Below are 19,047 nucleotides of genomic sequence, written 5' to 3' on the forward strand. Positions count from 1 at the left end.
GGATCTGACGGATCCGCAGGTCACGAGGTGTCAGGCATTTATGTGACGATTACCTGGATGGGCGCACCCCTTCCGGCCCCACCACCCGTTCGCCCCTCCCCGATCGCCGTCCCGACCGAGCGCCCTTAGCGTGCGTGAAGCAGGGCGTACAGGGGTGGGACTGGAACGCGGGTCGGGACCCCCGCGTCGGGAAGGGAGAGCCATGACCGAGGACGAGAGTGAGCAGCGGCCGAGGAGACGTTCCCCCTGGGGCGTGCTCGCGCTGGTCATGCTCAGCGGCCTCGCCATGATGCGCAACGGCGCGAACATCGAGGGCGGGCCGCCGCAGCCCACCGCGGCCGCGGCGGTCGCCGTGCGTCCGGACCAGCTGCCGGCGAACCCGCCGACGCCGCCGTCGGACATGGAGGTGCTGGACCACTCGTCGGTGCAGCGCATCCGGATTCCGTCGATCAGCGTGGACGCGCCGGTGATGACGGTCGGGCTGGACGCGCAGGGGTGGATCGACGCCCCTCCGCCGCAGGACCGCAACCTCGCCGGCTGGTACCTCAACGGCATCTCGCCGGGCCAGCAGGGGTCGTCGGTGATCGTGGGGCACGTGGACAACGCGCAGGGCCCGGCCGTCTTCTACGGCCTCGGGTCGACGAAGCCGGGCAGCCGGATCGAGGTGGAGCGCTACGACGGGCGTACGGCCGTGTTCGAGGTGTACGGCGTGGAGGTGTTCTCGAAGGAGTCCTTCCCCGGTGCCCGCGTGTACGGGGACACCGGGCACCCGGAGCTGCGGGTGATCACCTGTGGCGGCGGCTACTCGAAGGACAAGGGCTACGACGGGAACGTGGTCGTCTTCGCCCGGATGGTGGCCTCCCGCTGACGGACCCGCAGCCGGCCGCCGACAGGCCGCCGGCCGCCCCGTCGACCGGCCGACGTCCGGCCCGCCGCCCGCCCCGCCGAGGGGGTTCTCCTCAGCGGGGCGGCAGCGTGGGCAGGGTCATCCGGTAGCCGCGCGCGAGGAGTTGGGGCAGGTAGGTGGCGAGGGCCTGGACGCTCTGCGCGCGGTTGCCGCCGGCGTCGTGGTTGAGCACGATCACCCCCGGTCCGGCGCCCGCCTGCACGCGGGAGACGATGGCGGAGGTCCCGGGTTCCTTCCAGTCGAGGGTGTCCAGGGTCCAGGCGAGCGGCTCCATCCCCAGGTCGGCGCCGATCTCGAAGGCGGCCCGGTTCCAGGCACCGTACGGGGCCCTGAACCACTGGGGCGCCTCGCCGATGGTCTGCTGGACGACCTCGCTGGTGCGGCCGATCTCGGAGAGCAGGGCGGGCCGGCCGAGCTTGGGGATGAGCGGGTGGGTCCAGGTGTGGTTGCCGATGACGTGACCTTCGGTGACCATTCGGCGCAGCAGGTCGCGGTTGTCGGTGGCCATCTCCCCGCAGACGAAGAACGTGGCGCGGACCTGGTACCGGGCGAGGGTGTCGAGGATGGCCGGGGTGTAGCGGGGGTCGGGGCCGTCGTCGAAGGTGAGGGCCATGGCGCTGGCGTGCGCGACGTCGTCGGGCAGTCCGAGGATGGGTCGGGCCCGGACCGCCGGCTTCGCGAGGGGCGGCCGTACGGGTGCCTCGGCGGTCATCGGCCGGAGCCGGTAGGACTTTTCGGGCGGTCCCGCGGCCCGCAGTCCGGGGGCTCCGGCGGCGCCGGCGGGCGGCGGTCCCCCGGCCGGGGCGGGACCGGTGGCGCCGGGGATCGGGGGCTGTGACTCGCCCGCGGTGACCAGGGTGGACGCGGCGGCGATTCCGAGGAAGACGGCGGTACGCAGGAGCACGCGTCGCCCTACTGTCGGCTCGTCATTTTTCATTATTACTACGTATCAACGACATCCCGGCAGCTGTCGAGAGGCACGGACGCGCCCCCGTTCGCTCACTCGTTCAGCCGCGCCGCACCAAGGGGAACGGGAGCGTCTCCCGGATCGTCAGGCCCGTCAGGAACATGACCAGACGGTCGACTCCGATGCCCAGGCCGCCGGTCGGCGGCATGGCGTACTCCAGGGCGTCCAGGAAGTCGTTGTCGAGTTCCATCGCCTCGGGATCGCCGCCCGCCGCGAGCAGGGACTGCGCGGTGAGGCGTCGGCGCTGCTCGACGGGATCGGTCAGCTCCGAGTAGGCGGTGCCCAGTTCGGTGCCGAAGGCCACCAGGTCCCACCGTTCGGCCAGCCGCGGGTCCTTGCGGTGCTGGCGGGTGAGCGGCGAGACGTCGGTCGGGAAGTCCTTGTAGAAGGTGGGCAGCTTGGTCCGCTCCTCCACCAACCGCTCGTACATCTCCAGGACGACGTCGCCGCGGGTGTCCTCCGGCGCGTGCGGCACCTTGGCCCGGTCGCAGAGCCGGCGCAGCACGTCCTCCTCGGTGTCCGCGTCGACCTCCTCGCCCAGGGCCTCGCTGATCGCCCCGTACATGGTCTTGACGGGCCAGGCACCGGAGATGTCGTGGACGACGAGCTTGCCGTCGGGGCCCGCCTTGTGGGCGATCGGTGAGCCGTAGGCGGCGGTCGCGGCGCCCTGGACGAGTTCTCGGGTGAGGTCGAGCATCACGTCGTAGTCGGCGAAGGCCTGGTAGGCCTCCAGCATCGTGAACTCGGGGTTGTGCTTGTAGGAGACGCCCTCGTTGCGGAAGGTGCGGCCCATCTCGAAGACCTTCTCCATGCCACCGACGCACAGCCGCTTGAGGTACAGCTCGGGTGCGATGCGCAGGTACAGGTCGAGGTCGTAGGCGTTGATGTGCGTGCGGAACGGCCTGGCGTTCGCACCGCCGTGGATCTGCTGGAGCATCGGCGTCTCGACCTCCAGGTAGCCGCGGTCCAGCAGCCCCTGCCGCAGGGCCTGCACCGCGCTGGAGCGGGCCCGTACGACGTCGCGCGCGTCGGGGCTCGCGACCAGGTCGAGGTAGCGGCGCCGGACGCGGGCCTCGGGGTCGGCGAGTCCCTTGCGCTTGTCCGGGAGGGGGCGCAGGCACTTGCCGGTGAGCTGCCAGTCCGAGACGACCACGGACAGTTCGCCCGACCTGCTGGTGCCGACCTCACCGCTCGCCACCACGTGGTCCCCGAAGTCGACCTGCGCGGTGAAGGACTCCAGCGCGCCGGGCCCGGCCTCGTCCCGGGTGAACATCAGCTGGGTGTCGCCGGTCCAGTCGCGGAGCACGGCGAAGACCACGCCGCCGAGGTCGCGCACGACCATCACCCGGCCGGCGAGGGTGACCTGTTCGCCGGTGCGGGCGCCCGGCGGGTAACCGGGGTGGGCGGCCTTCAGCTGGGCGACGGTGTGGGTGCGCTGCCGGATCCCGACGGGGTAGGGGTCGGTGCCGCTCGCCCGGATCCGTTCCATCTTGGCGTGCCGGACCCGGACCTGGTCGGGCAGCCGCTCGACCTGCGCCTGTTCCCCGTCCTGCCCGACGAGGTCCAGGCCCATCGAGTCGATGGACGGCAGGCCCTCGGTGGTGGCGGGGTTGGTGAGGCCCCTGGGGTGGCCGTTGCCCCACAGGGTGCGCAGGCTCGGTACGGAGACGAAGCCCTCCGCGATGCCGGAGGCGAGGCTGACCCGGGCGAGCGATCCGGCGTCCTGGTAGCAGAGGAAGCGGGGGTACCACTCGGGGCCGTACTTGACGTTCGAGCGGTACAGCGCCTCCAGCTGCCACCAGCGGGAGAAGAACAGCAGGAGCTTGCGCCACAGCTTCAGGACCGGGCCGGCGCCGATCCGGCCACCCTCCTCGAAGGCCGAACGGAACACCGCGAAGTTCAGGGAGATCCGCCGTACGCCCAGGCCGGGGGCGGCGGCGCACAGCTGCGCGACCATGAACTCCATGACGCCGTTCGGGGCGGACCGGTCCCGGCGCATCAGGTCGAGGGAGATGCCGTCCCTGCCCCAGGGGACGAAGGACAGCAGGGCGATCAGCTCGCCCTTCTCGTCGAAGGCCTCGACCAGCAGGCAGTCGCCGTCGGCACGGTCCCCCAACCGGTCGAGGGCCATGGAGAAGCCGCGTTCCGTCTCGGTGTCGCGCCAGCGGTCGGCCCGCTCGACGATCATCTGCATCTCGTCCTCGGACAGCGCCGAGTGGCGGCGGATGAGGGTGGTGGCCCCCGTCCGCCGGACCCGGTTGACGGCCTGCCGGGTGACCCGCATGTCGCGACCGTCGAGGTCGAAGTGGGCGACCTGCAGGATCGCCTCGTCGCCGAGCTGGAGCGCGCTGAGCCCGGACCGGGCGTAGGCGGTCGCGCCGTCCTCGGAGGCGCCCATGACGGCCGGCTGCCATCCGTAGCGGCGGGCCACGGCCAGCCAGGCGTCCACGGCGGGCGTCCAGGCGGCGGGGTCGCCCACCGGGTCACCGCTGGCCAGGCACACCCCGGCCTCCACCCGGTACGTCACGCCCGCCTTGCCGTTCGGGGCGAAGACCACGGCCTTGTCGCGGCGGGTCGCGAAGTAGCCGAGGGAGTCGTTGCGGCCGTACGCGCCGAGGAGCGCCCGGATGCGGGGTTCCTCGTCCCCGTGCAGGGCGGCGGTCAGCCGTTGGGAGCGGAACAGGGTCGTGGCCGCGTTCAGCAGGGCGAGGGCGCCGAAGAGGCCGAGGAGGAAGTACAGCGGGCGGGGCGGCCGCCCGTCGAACTGCCGGGCGGAGAAGAGCCCGCCGAACACCTGCTTCGCGGCCCAGTCGAGCCACTGCCCCTTGGGCAGGGTCCCCGGGAACAGGGCGACGAGCCCCCACCCGACGAGGACCGCGGCGAGCAGTCCGAGGCCGAGCACGAGCAGGGCCCGCCAGACGGCGCCGTGCCGGGAGGCGGCGTAGAACTCGCCGCGCGCCGCGATCAGGATGACCATCGCGGCGACGGCCACGGCCATGGACGGGCCGCCGATCCAGTAGTCCCGGTCGGCGATGATCAGGACGTCGACCAGGATCAGCAGGGCCAGATAGGTGACGACGATCCACCAGGCGATCTTCTTGCGGGTGCCGAGGGCGGCGGCCAGCAGGAAGAGGAACACGGCGTAGGCGAGGTTCTCGCTGACGGGCACCACGAACTGGTCCAGGAAGCGGACGACGGGCCTCAGCAGCCGTCTCAGCGTCGGGGAGAGGGCCAGCAGGGCGCACAGCAGTCCGAGCGTTCCGAAGAACGCGCCGAAGGCGTCCGGGACCCGGCTCAGGAACCGGCGGTGCGTCGTACGGCTCTCACGGGTCCCACCGGTCTCCTCCACTGTGGCACTCATGGTTCGCACTGTAAGGAGGGCCGCGCGGGTCCGCGCGGCGAGACGGCATACCCTCGGAAGGGTGACAGAGCACGTGAACACGGGATTCGAGCGCGGCACCGACGGACCGAAGGTCATCCTCGCCGGAGTTGACGGATCCGATTCCTCCTTGCGGGCCGCCGCGTACGCCGCCGGCCTCGCCCGCCGCCAGAACGCACTCCTCGCCCTCGTGTACGTCCAGCCCGTCATCCCGGCCGGCGCCTCGATGGGCGTGCCCGTCGCCGACACCACCGGGGAGATCGCGGAGGGCATCGTCGCCGAGATCCGTGACTCCGCGGAACGCCTGAAGGGCGTCTTCGACGTCCGCTGGCAGTTCCACACCTTCCGCGGGGACCCGTACTCCGGGCTCGTGAGCGCCGCCGAGGAGCTGACGGCGGACGCCGTCGTCGTCGGCGCGTCCGAGCGGGCGGGTCACCGGATCGTCGGCTCGGTCGCCGTCCGCCTGGTCAAGGCGGGCCGCTGGCCGGTGACGGTGGTGCCGTAGCCCCCTGCCGGTGGCGGCGGCCGTGTACGTGGCCGTGGCCGGGATCGTCAGCGGGCGGCAGCAGGTGTCAGCGGGCGGCTTCCAGGCCGTCCTTGGCGGCGCCGCGGCTGAGGACGGCCTCGGTGACGGCCTCCTGGGCTTCCTCGTAGTCGTCCCGGCCGGGGTCCTCGGCGAGGGCCGCCGGGAGGTTGACCACCCGGCCGGGGCCGAGGTCCATCATCTGCGGGATGAACTCGGCCTTGGTCACCTGCCAGCGCTGCCCGGGCGCGGCGGGCGGGGCGAAGGTGAAGCGGCCGATCGAGCCGTAGTTGCCGCGCAGGTCGCGCGCGCCGGAGGGGTTGAACATCTCGCCGGCGACCTGGTCGCCCATTCCGTAGACGATCCAGGTGCCGTTGACCTTCTCGTAGGCCTGCGGGACGTGCGCGTGGGTGCCCAGGATCATGTCGATGTCGGGCCTGCCGCCGGTCTGCGAGGCGGTCAGCGCCTTCCCCAACGAGAGCTGCGTCCCGTCGGGGTCGGTCTCCCACTCCGTGCCCCAGTGCAGGCTGACCAGGACCACGTCCGCGCCGGCCTTGCGGGCCGCCCGGGCGTCCGCGACGATCCGGTCCTGCTTCATCTCGTTGACGGCCCACGGTTGGCCCTCCGGCATCGGGTAGCCGTTGGTGTCGTAGGTGTAGGCGAGGTGCGCGACCTTGGCGGGGCCCGCCTCGTACATCGTCGTCCTCGCCGCCTCGGCGGCCGTGCGCGCGGAGCCCGCGTGGCCGAGACCGGCCTTGTCGAACCGGTCGAGGGTGCGCCGGATGCCGTCCGCCCCGTCGTCGAGGGTGTGGTTGGAGGCGGTGGAACAGCCGTCGTAGCCGGCGGCCTTGAGTCCGTCGGCGACCTCGGGCGGGGAGACGAAGGCCGGATAGCCGCTGAACGGTCCGCCGTCCTCGCCGTAGATGGTCTCCATGTGGCAGAGCGCGAGATCGGCCGCCGAGACCACGGGTTTCACGGCGGCGAACATGGGGCGGAAGTCCCACCCGTCGCCGCCGGCGTCCTCCGCCGCCCGCTTGATGACGGAGGTGTGCGGTAGTACGTCGCCGCTGGCCACCAGGGTGAAGCCCTTCTCGGCGGCGCCGGGGGCGGCGGTTCCGGACGGGGCGGGCGTGGCGGACGACGGACCGGCCGCGCCGGTGCCGAGCCGGGCCGGGGCGGGTCCGCCGTCGGCGCAGCCTGCGGCGACCGCCGGCAGCAGGACGGCGCAGAGGAGTGCGAGTGCCCGTCGGGTACGTGTGCTCATCTGCGCCGACTCCTTTTTGTATGACTATCGGATCATCTGATCCGCAATCCATAGGAGAAGACGCCCGAAGTCAAGGAACGGTGCCGTCCGCCTGAGCCGTCCCACTCCGACGGCCCCCACTCCGACGGCCCCCCGTGCGTTCGTCCCGCCGCCCGCGCGTCGAGGCGTCCGTTCATCGCGCCGTTCGACCGTTCGTCGTCCGGCTCGGCCGCCCACCGGACGACCCGGATGCTTGGGCGCACCGGGGACGCCGGACGGTTCCGGCCGGGCTCCGTGCAGGTCAGGGTGAGCGGGTCGGCCCCCCACGCGGGACCCGAGACCCCCAGCGACCCCCGGAAGGAGCCACCCGTGCCGCCCTCCCCCACCCTCCAGCACACCGAACCCCAGGCCCTCGCCGAACTCCAGCGCGACCACGGGCGGGCCCTGTTCGGTTTCCTGGTCGGCCTCACCGCAGGGGACGCCCAGCGCGCCGAGGACCTCGTCCAGGAGACCCTCGTACGGGCCTGGCAGCACCCGGAGGTGCTGGCCAGCAGCCACGAGTCCATGCGGCCCTGGCTGTTCACGGTCGCGCGGCGGCTGGCGATCGACGCCCGCCGGGCCCGCCTCGCCCGCCCGCTGGAGGTGGAACCGCACGGCCTGGAGCACGCGCCCGAGCCCCAGGACGCGGTGGCGGGCTCGGTCACCGCGATCGACATCCGGCGGGCGGTCGGCAGCCTCGGGCAGGAACACCGGGACGTGCTGGTGCAGGTCTACTTCCAGGACCGCTCGGTGGCCGAGGCCGCCGCGGAGCTCGGCATTCCGGCCGGAACGGTCAAATCCCGTACGTACTACGCCCTGCGCGCCCTCCGGAAGGGCCTCCAGGGATACGGACTCGGCGCCTGACGGTCGGCCCGGACGCGCTCGCCCCCCTCGAACGACGCCGGAGAAACTCTCAAGGATCGCCCGTCATGCGCACGAACCGGACAGGGAGCGCATCGATTGCGGCATCAGAGCGTTCAAGTTGAGTAAACATCCCCCGCTCCACGAGTCGTGCGGTGAAGGCTCGGGGGTGACGGCGGGAAGCTCGACGCGGGGAGAGGTGGAACGGTGCAGCCCGAGGGTTCGAACGGCACCAGTGACGGCGGACTGGCAGTGCCCATGGCGTGGCTCTACGCGGAGTACATCGCCGACGAGCTGCTGCGCACGGGCCGGCTGATCCCGATCAGCACCCTGGAGTTCCGCGCCGGACGCGACACGCTCGCGCTGACGATCTACCTCTCGGACGCGGCGGGCGAACTCTCCGGCATCCGGGTGGTCTCTCAGCTCGACGAGTGGATGTCCCTGACGGCGTACGGGCACCCCTGGCGCGACTGGGTCCACACCCGCTTCCTCGCGCTGGGCGAGGAGGCCCGCGAGCGCGGCGACGCGGAGGACCCCGACCTCGAACTGGCGCGGGCGGCCTGGCGCTGGCTCGACCACACCGAGCTGTTCGCCACCAACCTCGGCCCGGGCCGCCACGAGCACACCGACACCCCGCCGGCCCTGGACGAGAACGCCCGCGTCTGGACGCCGGCCTGGCAACTCGGCCTCCCCCTCGGACACCTCGCGATGCACCTGTTCTAGGGCCGGTCGGTGCGGGCCGACGCCTGCGCCGCCCGGCTGCTACGCCGTCTCGGACGGGTCGGTCACCAGGCCCGTGAAAGCGGCCTCGTTGCGCTCGGCCCGGGTCACGTACCAGCGGGCGATCAGCCACATCACCGGGTACGCGGCCAGACCCAGTGCGATCCAGACCAGTGGACCGGCCGTCGACCGCGGCAGCAGGAACGCCAGCGGCAGCGGGACCAGCAGCAGCGCGAGCACCGTCAGCGCGCCCAGGCCGGCGCGCAGCTGGCTGCGCATCAGGGCCCGTACGTAGGTCGTGCCGAGGGTGGTGTGCTCGGAGATCTCGGAGCAGGCCGGGGCGTGCGCGGGCGGCCGCCGGCGGGTGCCGCGGGGCACTCCGGTGACGGTCTCCCGCCGGGGCGGGTGCTGCGGCTCGGCCATGGGCCGGAGTCTACGCGGGGCCCCGCTCCCGGCACCGCCCGGTTCCTCGCCCTGCCCCGCTACTTGAGGAGGCGGGAGAGCCGACGGTCCGCGAGGGGCTTGCCGCCGGTCTGGCAGGTGGGGCAGTACTGGAGCGAGGAGTCCGCGAACGACACGGAGCGGACCGTGTCCCCGCACACCGGGCAGGGTTCGCCCGTGCGGCCGTGGACCCGCAGCCCGCTCTTCTTCTCCGCCTTGAGCTTCCCCGCCGCGACGCCGTGGGCACGCTCGACCGCGGTGCGCAGGGTGTCCCGCACGGCCTCGTAGAGGTGCGTGATCTGGTCCTCGTCGAAGGAGGCCGCCAGTTTGAACGGCGAGACGCGGGCCGCGTGCAGGATCTCGTCGCTGTACGCGTTCCCGATCCCGGCGATCACGCCCTGATCGCGGAGCACCCCCTTGATCTGCCGGCGCTCCCCCGTCAGGAGTGCGGCGAAGGAATCGCGGTCGAAGCCCTCCGCGAGCGGGTCGGGCCCGAGCCGGGCGATGCCCGGGACCTCCTGGGGGTCGCGCACGACGTACACCGCGAGGCGCTTTTGGGTCCCCGCTTCGGTGAGGTCGAAGCCGCCGCCCTCCTCCAGTGCGACGCGCAGCGCGAGCGGCCCCTTGCCCGGCCGCGGCGGCTGGGCGGGGAACGCGTCGCGCCAGTGCAGCCAACCGGCGCGGGCCAGGTGGGTGACGAGGTGGAGGTCGCCGATCGGCAGGGCGAGGAACTTGCCGTGGCGCGCGGTGGCCCCGGCCGTCCGCCCTTCCAGGGCGGTCGGGGGCGGGTCGTACGTCTTGAGCACGCTGACGGCGAGCGGAAGGACACGTTCCACGACCCGCCCGGCGAGGTGCTCGTCGAGGAACTCCCGCAGGGCCTCGACCTCGGGCAACTCCGGCATCCTCCCAGCCTGCCGCCACCCCACCCGAACCGCGACCCGACCCGACCCGGCGCCGGCCCGGTCGGTGTGCCGGGGGTCAGGACATGACGAACTCGCACCACACGCATTTGCCGCTGCCCCGCGGTTCCACGCCCCAGACGTCCGCGAGTCGGTCGACGAGCATCAGGCCGCGGCCCGAGACGCCGGATTCGCCCGCCTCGCGGCGTCTGGGGAGGGCGCTGGAGCGGTCCGCCACCTCCACGCGCAGCCGTCGCTCGGGGCCGGTCAGAACGCGCAGGGTCACGATGGCGGGACCGTCGGTGTGCATGAGGGCGTTCACGATGAGTTCGTCGGCGATCAGTTCGATCTCGTCGGCCCGGTTGCGCGCGCCCCACGCGCGGACCGCCGCACCGATCATGTGCCGGGCCGCGACGAGGGCTTCGGGGTCCCCCGGGGCCACGTGCTGCTGGAGCCGGCCACGGCCCTGCGGGGCCTCCTCGCCGAGCCGGCGCAGCAGGAGCAGCGCCATGTCGTCGTCGCCGCCCCGGTCGTCGACGACTTCGCAGAGCCGGTCGGCCAGGAGCTGAAGGTCCGCCGGGCCGTTGCGGACCAGGGCGGTGAGGAACTGGATGCCGTCGTCGAGGTCGGCGCCGGGCTGTTCCACCAGTCCGTCGGTGCACAGCAGGAGCGTTTCTCCCGGATCCAGTTCCACGGTGGTGACCGGGTACTCCAGGCGGCCGAACTCGGCGGACAGCCCCAGCGGCATCCCGCCTTCCACCGGCAACCTTTGGCAGTCCCCGTCGCGGGTGCGCAGCAGCGGGTCCAGGTGGCCGGCGCGCACCAGTTGCAGGACCCCGGTCGAGAGGTCGGCCTCCACGTAGGTGCAGGTCGCGAAGCGGTCGGTGTCCAGTTCGTGCAGGAAGACCGAGGCCCTCGCCATCACCGTGGCCGGCGAGTGCCCCTCGGCGGCGTACGCGCGCAGGACGATCCTCAGCTGCCCCATCACGGCGGCCGCGTGCGTGTCGTGGCCCTGGACGTCGCCGATGACGGCGCCCACCCGGCCGCCCGGCAGCGGGATGACGTCGTACCAGTCGCCGCCGATGTCCTGCCCCATCCGCGCGGACCGGTAGCGGACCGCGATCCGGGCGCCGGGGACGGCCGGGATGCGCCGGGGCAGCATCGCCTGCTGGAGTCCCTCGGCGAGGTCGTGCTCCTGCTCCAGCAGCATGGCCCGTTGCAGGCTCTGGGCGATGCTGCTGCCCAGCGCGACCAGCAGGTTCCGTTCGTCCTGGGTGAAGCCGTCCTTGTCCTGGTAGAGGAGTCCGATGGCGCCGATCGGGCGGGCCTGCGCGATCAGCGGGAGGTAGGCGGCGGCGGAGATCCGCATGGGCGAGATCTTCGCCCAGAGCCCCGGATAGCCGTGGGCGAACTCCTCCGCCGAGTCGAGGAAGCGCGGTTGCAGCGAGCGCACGACCTCACTCATCGGGTACGGCTCGTCGATGCGGGTGTAGCGGGTGCCGGGCACGAAGCTGCCCTGGGGCCCTTCGGCCACGAGGTGGATGCGGCCGGCCTCGACGAGGCCCATGACCATGCCCATCGAACCCAGGCGCTCCAGGCCGTGGGCGTCGCCGAGGGCGTCGATGACGTCCTTCACGGTCCGGGCGTGCGCGAGCGCCGCCGTGGTGCTCTCGACCACGGAGGTCTGCCGGCGGCGCTCGTCGTCCAGGCCGAGGCGCTCGGCGGAGTGGCTGAGTTCCTCGGTGGCGTCGCGGACGATGCCGATGATCCGGTACGGGCGCCCGTCGGGGTCCCGCATGACGCGGCCCTGGGTGTGCGTCCAGCGCGGTTCGCCGTCGCGGCAGCGGATCCGGAAGTAGGCGCCGTAGCTGTCGACGCCGCTCTTGAGGGCGCTGGAGACCAGCGCGTCCAGCCGGGTGGCCTCGGCCGGCGGGACGCGCGGGGAGAGGGATTCGGGGTGACCGTCGTAGGCGTCGGGGGCAGTGTCGAAGACTTCGAGAGCTGCTGAGTCCAGGTGCATGAGCCCGGTGACCAGGTCCCAGTCGAAACTGCCCATCCGGTTCAGCGACAGCGACCGGTCCGCGTGGGCGGGCCAATCGTCCGGCAGCGATGTGGTGCTCGGCACCGGTCCACCATGACACAGCCGGGGGTCAGGCGCTCTCCAGGTACTGGGCCTCGTCGGAGCCCTCGGTCAGCGGGTCCGGGACGTCGTACGGGGCGTCGTACGGGGCGTCGGGCAGGAACGGGTCGAGCATGTCCGGCAGGGCGTCGTCCTGTGGGTGGCCGGGCAGGGCCGGGTCGTCCGGGCCCTGCTCCGACGGCTCGGACGGTACGTCGCCGGGCGCGTTCGGCGCGGGGTCCGCGGGCCGGGCCGGCGACGGGGTCCCGGGCGCCTGCGGGGTGACGGGCGGCCGCGCGGGCTTGCCGGGCGGGGTGTCCGCGGCCGGCGGGCACGGGGTCGCGTTGCCCGCGCCGGGCAGCTGCGCCTGCGGTCCAGCGAGCGGGAGGCCGGCGGCCGGGTCGGTGAACGGGTCGGCGGGCACGCCCGCCGACGCCTCGCCGGGGACGCCACCGGGGGCGGTGCCCGGAACTCCGGACGATCCTTCGGCGAGCGGGCCGGGGGCTCCGGGGGCGCCCGGGACGGCGCCCGGCGGGGCCGGCGGCAGGTCGAGGGACGCGCCGGCGGACGGGTCGCCGGTGAGGTCGTCGGTCTCGGCGAGACCGGGGCCGGCAAGCGTACCGGCGCCGGGGTCTTGCATGAGACCGCTGGTCGAACCGGTCGGCCCGGCGTTGAAGTCCTCCGCGAGTTCGTCCGCGAAGCCGCCCGTGAACTCGTCGGGACCGGCCTGCGGCGTACCGGCGGACGGGTCGAACGGGGCTTCCCCGGGAACGGCCCCGGCCGCCGGGTCGGACGGCGGGCTCCCCGGAGCCCCCTCGGTGACGTCGAACGGCACGTCGGACGGGGCGTCGTACGGGCCGTCCCCCGGCAGGCCCCCCGTGACGTCGGACGGAGGTCCGGCCGGCGGCGCCGTCGGGGACACCGGTGGCCTGGTCCGCTCCAGGCTGTTGGGGTCGGGCGCGGTGCAGGGGTCGGAGGCGGCGCCGGGCGGAACGGCGGGCCCGTCGGGAATCCCGTCGGCCGGGTCGTAGGGCGGCAGCACCCGGGGGGTCTTGTCCTGGGCGCCGTCGTCCCCGGTCCTGCGCTCGATCCAGGTGTTGTCGGCCACGTTGACGATGAGCAGGTTGTCCAGGGGCCGGGCGCTCGGTTCGACGACGACGACCTGGTTGGCCTGGTAGCCCTGCCAGGGGTCGCCCTTGGTCACCGGGCTCCCGCTCGCGGAGCGCGGCGCGACGAGCGGGTTGCCGCAGCCGCAGCGGACCCTCGGCATGCCGTGTTCGTCGACGAGCACGGCCGTGCCGGCCTGGAGCACGGCCTGGAAGTCCTCGGGGTGGCCGCCCTTGTACCCGTGGCTGGTGACCCGGGTGTCGGCGCGGAGCACCACCGGGGTGAGTCCGCGCAGGAACTCGGGGAGCTTCGCCTGTTCGACTCCGGCGACCGAGGCGAAGGCGCGGCCCCTGGCCTCGTCGGCGACGAGGTAGCCGACCTGTCGTTCCACGTCGCAGCTGCCGAACCGCTGGGTGCCGCCGTAGAGGCCGGGGGTGGCCGCGCCGATCGTACGGATGCCCCGGCCGCTGCGGTTCGGCAGCGGGGGCTGCACCGGGGCGGACTCGCGGGTGGCGAACGATGCCGTGAAGGGCGCGGCGCCGGCGGCGCCGACGGGCTGGAGCTGCACCTCCTTGCTCTCCGCGGCCGGGCCCTTCGTCACCTCGGGCGGCGAGCCCGTGCATCCCGCGGCGAGCAGTCCGACGAGGGCGAAGAGGGTTGTGCAGGTCGGTAGGTGACGGCGCGACGTATGACGGGGTGTCATCGGTGCGGTTGCGTCGTTCACGTCTTTCACGCTGATCTCCCTATTCGCCCCGAGTTGTCACCTCTTGTCTGCCGCATGTTCCGGAGCCCCGCAAGTGGAGCGCCGCGAGTGGGGCACCGACGCCCGAACGCAGGGTCTTGAACATGTTCAACAAACCCCGTAGGGTCACGACCATAACTTGAACACGTTCAAAGGAGAGTGCCGTGACGGTACTCGTCAACCTGATCGTCATCCTGGGCATGTTCTACGTCGTCCCCGTGGGCCTGCTCCTCATCGACCCCGTCCGGCTGCGCACCGCCGCCCGGCTGTGGCCGCTCGCCGCCCTCCCCGGGGCGCTGTGCCTGTGGCTGCCGCGCGGCGCGGCCGCCACGGCGCTCGCCGCGTTGTACGCGTGCGCGGCGCTGGCACCGGCCGCCCACGCACCGGCCCGGTTGCTACGGACCCGCTCGCTCGCCCCCGCCGAGGTGGCGGTGCTCACGGCGCTGGTCTCGCCCTCGGTCGCCGGGATCGCCCTGGTCGCCGAGCGGGCCGGATACCGGCTCTTCGGCTTCGACCTCGACATCCTGGCCCTGACCGTCCCCCACTTCCACTTCGCCGGGTTCACGGCGGCGCTGGTCGCCGGGCTGGTCTGCCGGTCGGCGGGTGCGCGGCGGTGGGCGCGCTGGGCGGCGTACAGCGTGCCCGCCGGCACGCTGCTGGTACTCCTCGGATATTTCGTGGACGACTGGGCCGAACTGCTGGGGGCGATGGTGCTGACGGCGGGAATGTGGGCCGTGGCGCTCGTGACCTGGCGCGATCTGCGACCCGTCGCCGGCGACCGGACCACGGGCACCCTGTTGGCGGTGTCGGCGGCCGTACTGGTCGCCACGATGCTGCTCGCCCTGTGGTGGGCGGTCGGCGAGGCCACCGGGATCGCGCACCCCACCCTGACCTGGATGGCCGCGACGCACGGCCTCGGCAACGCGCTCGGCTTCGCCCTCTGCTCGCTGCTGGCCTGGCGCCGCCTGACCGCCGGCCCGACCGCTCCGGCAGGGCCGACCGACCCGACCGCGCCGGCCGCCGTGCCCACTGCCCCGGCCGCCGTACCCGCTCCGACCGCCCCCGCGATGACCCCGGCACCGCCGGCCGCGACCCGCTGACCGCGCACCCCCGAACGGAGACCACCCCATGACCCGCCTCACCAGCACCGGCCGGGACGTCCTCAACTACCCCGACCGCGGCGCCACCCTGCACCGACCCCTGCCCGACGGCTACCACCACCTGCACCACCGGGCCCGCGTCGGGCGCGGGCGCGAGGTGTTCGAGGCGGCCGGCAGAGCCGTCTCGGAGTTCGCGATGCACCGGGCGACCGGGGCCCGCGTCCGGACGGACGGCCCCGCCGCCCCCGGGGTGCGGGTGGAGATCGGGCTGGGCGTCGGCCCGCTGCGCGTCACCGTGCCCTGCGAGGTGATCTGGGTACCCGACGCCCCGGACCGGGCCGGATTCGCCTACGGCACCCGGACCGGGCACCCCGAGAGCGGCGAGGAATCGTTCCTGGTGGAACTCGCCGAGGACGGCACCGTCTGGTTCGAGGTGACCGCCTTCAGCCGGCCCGCCGTCTGGTACACCCGTCTCGCCGGCCCGCTCGTCCCCGTCCTGCAGCGCGGTTACGCCCGGCTGCTGACCCACCACCTGCGCGGGCCGGCCGCGACCGGCTGATACTGGAGGGAATGGACTGGTTCACCGCACCCGCCTACTGGCCGGCCCGGATCTTCTTCCAGCGGACCCTCGCCGGTGTCTACGTCCTCGCCTTCGTCGGGGCCGCCCTGCAGTTCCGGGCCCTGATCGGAGCCCGCGGCATGCTGCCCGTCCCGCAGTACGTGCGGTACGTGCCCTTCCGCAACGCCCCGAGCCTCTTCCAAATCCACTACTCGGACCGGCTCTTCGCCTGCTGCGCCTGGGCCGGCGCGCTGCTCGCGGCGGCGCTCGCGGCGGGGGCCGGGGACAGGGTTCCGCTGGGCGCGGCCATGGCGACGTGGGCCGTCCTGTGGCTGCTGTACCTGTCCGTCGTCAACGTGGGGCAGACCTGGTACTCCTTCGGCTGGGAGTCGCTGTTGCTGGAGGTGGGCTTCCTCGCCGTCTTCCTGGGCAACGCCCGGACCGGGCCGCCCGTGCTGGTGCTGTGGCTGCTGTGGTGGGTGCTGTTCCGGGTGGAATTCGGCGCCGGGTTGATCAAGATGCGGGGCGACGCCTGCTGGCGCAAGCTCACCTGCCTCTACCACCACCACGAGACGCAACCCATGCCGGGACCGCTCAGCCGGTTCTTCCACCACCTGCCGAAGCCGCTGCACCGGGTGGAGTGCGCGGCGAACCACGTGACCCAACTCGTCGTCCCGTTTCTGCTCTTCATCCCTCAGCCGGTGGCCTCGTACGCCGCCGCCGTGATGATCGCCACCCAGTTGTGGTTGGTGCTGTCCGGCAACTTCGCCTGGCTGAACTGGCTGACGATCGCGCTCGCCCTGTCGGCCGTCGACTTCACCCGGTTCACCGCAGCGCCGGCCGCCGCCGCCTCGCGCGGAGCGCCGCTCTGGTACGTGGTCCTGGTGTGCGCGGTGACCGTCCTGGTCCTGGTGCTGAGTCGGCACCCGGTCGCCAACATGGTCTCGCGGCGCCAGGTGATGAACCGCTCCTACGACGGGCTCCACCTGGTCAACACCTACGGGGCCTTCGGCTCGGTCGGCCGGATCCGCGAGGAGGTCGTGGTGGAGGGCACCGACGACCGGACGCCGCGCCCGGACGGCGCCTGGCGGGAGTACGGCTTCAAGGGCAAACCGGGCGAACTCCGGCGGATGCCGCGCCAGTTCGCCCCGTACCACCTGCGCCTCGACTGGCTCATGTGGTTCGCCGCGCTCTCCCCCGGCTACGCGCGGGACTGGTTCGGGCCGTTCGTCGAGCGGCTGCTCGCGGGCGACCGGGACACGTTGCGCCTGCTGCGCCACAACCCCTTCCCGGACGCCCCGCCCCGTTTCGTACGGGCCCGGCTGTACCGCTACCGGTTCACCACCCGGAGCGAGTTCCGCGAGACGGGCGCGTGGTGGCACCGCACGTTGGTGCGCGAGTACCTGCCGCCGACCCGACTCACGGACGCCGCCGCCTCAGAGCCCGAGTAGGGCGGCCTCCCGCTCGGCGGATATGCCCTTCTTCGGGCGGTCGGGCCGGTGCGGGGCGACGCCGCCGAGGCTCCGCAACCAGGCCCAGGTGTCCGCGGCCGTCTCCTCGACGGGCCGGCACGTCAGGCCCGCGTCGAGCGCCTTGGTGACGTCCGCGCCGAAGATGTAGTCGTGCAGCTCGCCCTCGGGAAGCCAGATCGGCAGTTCCGTCCACGGCTCGACGCCGGCCTTCTCGATCACGTCGTCCGCCGTCCAGCGCGGCTCGACCGCACCTCCGGTGGCCGCGGCGCAGGCCGCGATGAGGCTGCCCATGGTGGCGTGGCCCCTCGGGGACACCACGTCGTAGGCGCCGCCGCGGCCTGCCGCCGCGGCGTCCAGGGTCCAGCGCGCGAGGTCGCGGACGTCGATGTACTGGAGCGGCAGGTGGGGCCGACCCGGGGCCAGCAGCGGGCCGCCGCGGGCCACCCGGTTCAACCACCAGGGCAGCCGGCCGACGTTCTCGTAGGGGCCGATGATCAGGCCCGCCCGGACCAGCAGCGCGTGGTCCCCGAAGGCGGCCTCGACGGCCAGTTCGCCGCCGCGCTTGTCCTCGGAGTAGGCGACGGCCTCCGCGTCCGGTGATCCCTCGACGACCGGGCCGGCCTCACCGAGTCCGGCGGGAGACGGGTAGACGTAGACCGAACGGCTGGAGATGTACGTGTACTGCCCGACCCGGCCGGCCAGCAGGCGGGCGCTGTCGCGCACCACGACGGGGGCGCCGCTCCAGGTGTCGACGACCAGGTCCCACTCGCCCTCGGCCAGGGCCGTGAGCCCGTCGGGGGCGGTACGGTCCCCGTGGAGCGCGCTCGTGCCCGGCGGGGCGGCGTGGCGACCGCGGTGGAAGACGGTGACGTCCCAGCCCCGGTCGAGGGCGTCCTCGACGATCGCACGCCCGACGAATTCGGTCCCACCCAGCATCAACAGTTTCATGGGTCGAGACTGCACGGCCACGGGTGGGACGGGGAAGTGTTGATCGCCATCAGCGATCACGCCTTGGGCGGACGCGGAACGGGAACTCCGCTCGCGCCCCCGTCGCTCTCGGCGCGGGGGCGCGGACCGGTGCCCCGGACGGGGCCGTCCGGAGGACTTCTAGTCGATGCCGGGCAGGATGTGGGGTTCGGCCAGGTCGTCCTCGTAGCCCGCCAGCCGGATCGGCGCGGAGCGTGCCCACACTTCGAGGCTGCCGAGTTCGTCGGACTTCGTGTGCGCCCCCCGACCGGTTCGCTCCATGGTCTGTTCGGGCTTCTTCGTTTCAGTCACCGCGCACTCCCTTGTGTCGCGTAACCCGGCGAGCACGACCGCACGCCGGAGATAGGGAAATATAAGAGTTTCCGGACGCGGTGGCGCCTTGGTGGAGCGGTGCCCGGGTGGGGCTCCTTGCGGTCAGGGTACACATATGAGCGGGGCCCCGCTCGATGGAAGGGTAAAATCCACGCTGGACCGCATGTTTTCGCCCGGAGTTCAGTGAGTTGTGGGCCGGCGTGTCGCCCCGGACCGATCTGCTCGACGGCGGTGACACGCGCGCCGGCACGACGGAAGGAGCGGCGGTGACGGTGGCGGACGTGCCGGAGATCGGCAGTATCGACGAACTGATGGAACGGCTGGACACGCACCGGGGCCGCGATCACGGGCTGCGGACGGCGGCGCTGCTGCGGCGCTCGCACCCGTCCGACAAGGAACTCCAAGTGGCCGGACTGCCGCACGGGTTGGCCGGTGAGGTGCGTCCGCTCCTGGGCGCCCGCGTGGCGGGCCTCGCCCGGCTGCGCCCGGCTCCGGACGCGGAGACCTTGCGTCAGGCCTCGGAGAGCGCGGCGACCGCGGGTCTGAACGCGGGGGTGATGGAGGACTGGCGTCCGGTCCTCGAACTACTCGCCGCGCGCGTGCGCGGAACGGGCTGACCGCCGCCCCCGGAAGAGGACACCGAGGACGCCTGGGACACCGAGGACGCCGG

Annotated in this window: 17 protein-coding genes; 8 read left to right on the forward strand and 9 right to left on the reverse strand. The window is 73.1% G+C overall.

Going from position 1 to position 19,047, the window contains the following annotated elements:
- Positions 1-202: 202 nt before the first annotated feature.
- Positions 203-868, forward strand: coding sequence for a class F sortase (locus ACZ4XJ_RS04370; RefSeq protein WP_362877024.1), 666 nt, complete (start codon positions 203-205; stop codon positions 866-868).
- A 91-nt stretch (positions 869-959) separates the two neighbouring features.
- Here the strand turns inward: ACZ4XJ_RS04370 and ACZ4XJ_RS04375 are convergent, their stop codons facing one another.
- Positions 960-1,844, reverse strand: coding sequence for a polysaccharide deacetylase family protein (locus tag ACZ4XJ_RS04375; RefSeq protein ID WP_468495275.1), 885 nt, complete (start codon positions 1,842-1,844; stop codon positions 960-962).
- A 70-nt stretch (positions 1,845-1,914) separates the two neighbouring features.
- Positions 1,915-5,235, reverse strand: coding sequence for a bifunctional lysylphosphatidylglycerol synthetase/lysine--tRNA ligase LysX (lysX, locus tag ACZ4XJ_RS04380; RefSeq protein WP_468495276.1), 3,321 nt, complete (start codon positions 5,233-5,235; stop codon positions 1,915-1,917).
- Between the two features lie 61 nt (positions 5,236-5,296).
- On the opposite strand from lysX, the gene ACZ4XJ_RS04385 reads away from it, so the two are divergent.
- Positions 5,297-5,758, forward strand: a complete 462-nt coding sequence (locus ACZ4XJ_RS04385) for a universal stress protein (RefSeq protein WP_362877021.1) — start codon at positions 5,297-5,299, stop codon at positions 5,756-5,758.
- A gap of 67 nt (positions 5,759-5,825) precedes the next feature.
- Here the strand turns inward: ACZ4XJ_RS04385 and ACZ4XJ_RS04390 are convergent, their stop codons facing one another.
- Positions 5,826-7,040, reverse strand: a complete 1,215-nt coding sequence (locus ACZ4XJ_RS04390; RefSeq protein ID WP_362877020.1) for a CapA family protein — start codon at positions 7,038-7,040, stop codon at positions 5,826-5,828.
- 348 nt (positions 7,041-7,388) lie between these two features.
- On the opposite strand from ACZ4XJ_RS04390, the gene ACZ4XJ_RS04395 reads away from it, so the two are divergent.
- Together ACZ4XJ_RS04395 and ACZ4XJ_RS04400 are read left to right on the forward strand one after the other, a co-directional pair.
- A complete protein-coding gene (locus tag ACZ4XJ_RS04395; RefSeq protein WP_468495277.1) occupies positions 7,389-7,922 on the forward strand; it encodes a sigma-70 family RNA polymerase sigma factor in 534 nt (177 codons plus the stop codon).
- Between the two features lie 255 nt (positions 7,923-8,177).
- Positions 8,178-8,642 (forward strand): hypothetical protein, encoded by a 465-nt coding sequence (locus ACZ4XJ_RS04400; RefSeq protein WP_468495453.1) that lies wholly within the window; start codon positions 8,178-8,180, stop codon positions 8,640-8,642.
- Between the two features lie 39 nt (positions 8,643-8,681).
- On the opposite strand, the gene ACZ4XJ_RS04405 is transcribed toward ACZ4XJ_RS04400, so the two are convergent.
- The 4 genes from ACZ4XJ_RS04405 to ACZ4XJ_RS04420 all read right to left on the reverse strand — a co-directional run bounded on the left by ACZ4XJ_RS04405 (position 8,682) and on the right by ACZ4XJ_RS04420 (position 13,929).
- Entirely contained in the window at positions 8,682-9,062 is a 381-nt protein-coding gene (locus ACZ4XJ_RS04405; protein WP_362877018.1) for a hypothetical protein, read from the reverse strand.
- Between the two features lie 59 nt (positions 9,063-9,121).
- Entirely contained in the window at positions 9,122-9,982 is an 861-nt protein-coding gene (locus ACZ4XJ_RS04410; RefSeq protein ID WP_362877017.1) for an Fpg/Nei family DNA glycosylase, read from the reverse strand.
- Positions 9,983-10,058: 76 nt separating this feature from the next.
- The gene (locus ACZ4XJ_RS04415; protein WP_468495454.1) at positions 10,059-12,122 is read right to left on the reverse strand and encodes a SpoIIE family protein phosphatase; all 2,064 of its coding nucleotides are present in this window, start codon (positions 12,120-12,122) and stop codon (positions 10,059-10,061) included.
- A gap of 7 nt (positions 12,123-12,129) precedes the next feature.
- A complete protein-coding gene (locus ACZ4XJ_RS04420; RefSeq protein ID WP_468495278.1) occupies positions 12,130-13,929 on the reverse strand; it encodes a DUF6777 domain-containing protein in 1,800 nt (599 codons plus the stop codon).
- A gap of 182 nt (positions 13,930-14,111) precedes the next feature.
- Between ACZ4XJ_RS04420 and ACZ4XJ_RS04425 the strand changes: the two genes are divergently transcribed.
- Genes ACZ4XJ_RS04425 through ACZ4XJ_RS04435 form a run of 3 tightly spaced genes read left to right on the forward strand, consistent with a single transcriptional unit; the run spans position 14,112 to position 17,057 of the window.
- Positions 14,112-15,047: a YndJ family protein gene (locus tag ACZ4XJ_RS04425; protein WP_468495279.1), complete on the forward strand. Its 936-nt coding sequence runs from the start codon at positions 14,112-14,114 to the stop codon at positions 15,045-15,047.
- Positions 15,048-15,075: 28 nt separating this feature from the next.
- A complete protein-coding gene (locus tag ACZ4XJ_RS04430) occupies positions 15,076-15,606 on the forward strand; it encodes a DUF1990 family protein (RefSeq protein ID WP_468495280.1) in 531 nt (176 codons plus the stop codon).
- Between the two features lie 11 nt (positions 15,607-15,617).
- On the forward strand, positions 15,618-17,057 hold the full coding sequence (locus tag ACZ4XJ_RS04435) for a lipase maturation factor family protein (protein WP_468495281.1): 1,440 nt from the start codon (positions 15,618-15,620) through the stop codon (positions 17,055-17,057).
- Here the strand turns inward: ACZ4XJ_RS04435 and ACZ4XJ_RS04440 are convergent.
- Both ACZ4XJ_RS04440 and ACZ4XJ_RS04445 read right to left on the reverse strand, forming a co-directional pair.
- Positions 17,043-18,026, reverse strand: a complete 984-nt coding sequence (locus ACZ4XJ_RS04440; RefSeq protein ID WP_468495282.1) for an NAD-dependent epimerase/dehydratase family protein — start codon at positions 18,024-18,026, stop codon at positions 17,043-17,045. The two genes, ACZ4XJ_RS04435 and ACZ4XJ_RS04440, sit on opposite strands and share 15 nt — an antisense overlap.
- A 159-nt stretch (positions 18,027-18,185) precedes the next feature.
- On the reverse strand, positions 18,186-18,356 hold the full coding sequence (locus ACZ4XJ_RS04445; protein ID WP_362877147.1) for a hypothetical protein: 171 nt from the start codon (positions 18,354-18,356) through the stop codon (positions 18,186-18,188).
- Positions 18,357-18,688: 332 nt separating this feature from the next.
- Here ACZ4XJ_RS04445 and ACZ4XJ_RS04450 point away from each other — a divergent pair, with 332 nt between their 5' ends.
- Positions 18,689-18,994, forward strand: coding sequence for a hypothetical protein (locus tag ACZ4XJ_RS04450; RefSeq protein WP_468495455.1), 306 nt, complete (start codon positions 18,689-18,691; stop codon positions 18,992-18,994).
- Positions 18,995-19,047: the final 53 nt, after the last annotated feature.

The organism is Streptomyces sp. NPDC029836, from assembly GCF_055574495.1.

Coding starts and splice junctions, on each gene's coding strand:
- ACZ4XJ_RS04370 (WP_362877024.1), top strand. CDS start 203: ATGACCGAGGACGAGAGTGAGCAGCGGCCGAGGAGACGTTCCCCCTGG.
- ACZ4XJ_RS04375 (WP_468495275.1), bottom strand. CDS start 1,844: ATGAAAAATGACGAGCCGACAGTAGGGCGACGCGTGCTCCTGCGTACC.
- lysX (WP_468495276.1), bottom strand. CDS start 5,235: ATGAGTGCCACAGTGGAGGAGACCGGTGGGACCCGTGAGAGCCGTACG.
- ACZ4XJ_RS04390 (WP_362877020.1), bottom strand. CDS start 7,040: ATGAGCACACGTACCCGACGGGCACTCGCACTCCTCTGCGCCGTCCTG.
- ACZ4XJ_RS04400 (WP_468495453.1), top strand. CDS start 8,178: ATGGCGTGGCTCTACGCGGAGTACATCGCCGACGAGCTGCTGCGCACG.
- ACZ4XJ_RS04405 (WP_362877018.1), bottom strand. CDS start 9,062: ATGGCCGAGCCGCAGCACCCGCCCCGGCGGGAGACCGTCACCGGAGTG.
- ACZ4XJ_RS04410 (WP_362877017.1), bottom strand. CDS start 9,982: ATGCCGGAGTTGCCCGAGGTCGAGGCCCTGCGGGAGTTCCTCGACGAG.
- ACZ4XJ_RS04430 (WP_468495280.1), top strand. CDS start 15,076: ATGACCCGCCTCACCAGCACCGGCCGGGACGTCCTCAACTACCCCGAC.
- ACZ4XJ_RS04435 (WP_468495281.1), top strand. CDS start 15,618: ATGGACTGGTTCACCGCACCCGCCTACTGGCCGGCCCGGATCTTCTTC.
- ACZ4XJ_RS04440 (WP_468495282.1), bottom strand. CDS start 18,026: ATGAAACTGTTGATGCTGGGTGGGACCGAATTCGTCGGGCGTGCGATC.
- ACZ4XJ_RS04450 (WP_468495455.1), top strand. CDS start 18,689: ATGGAACGGCTGGACACGCACCGGGGCCGCGATCACGGGCTGCGGACG.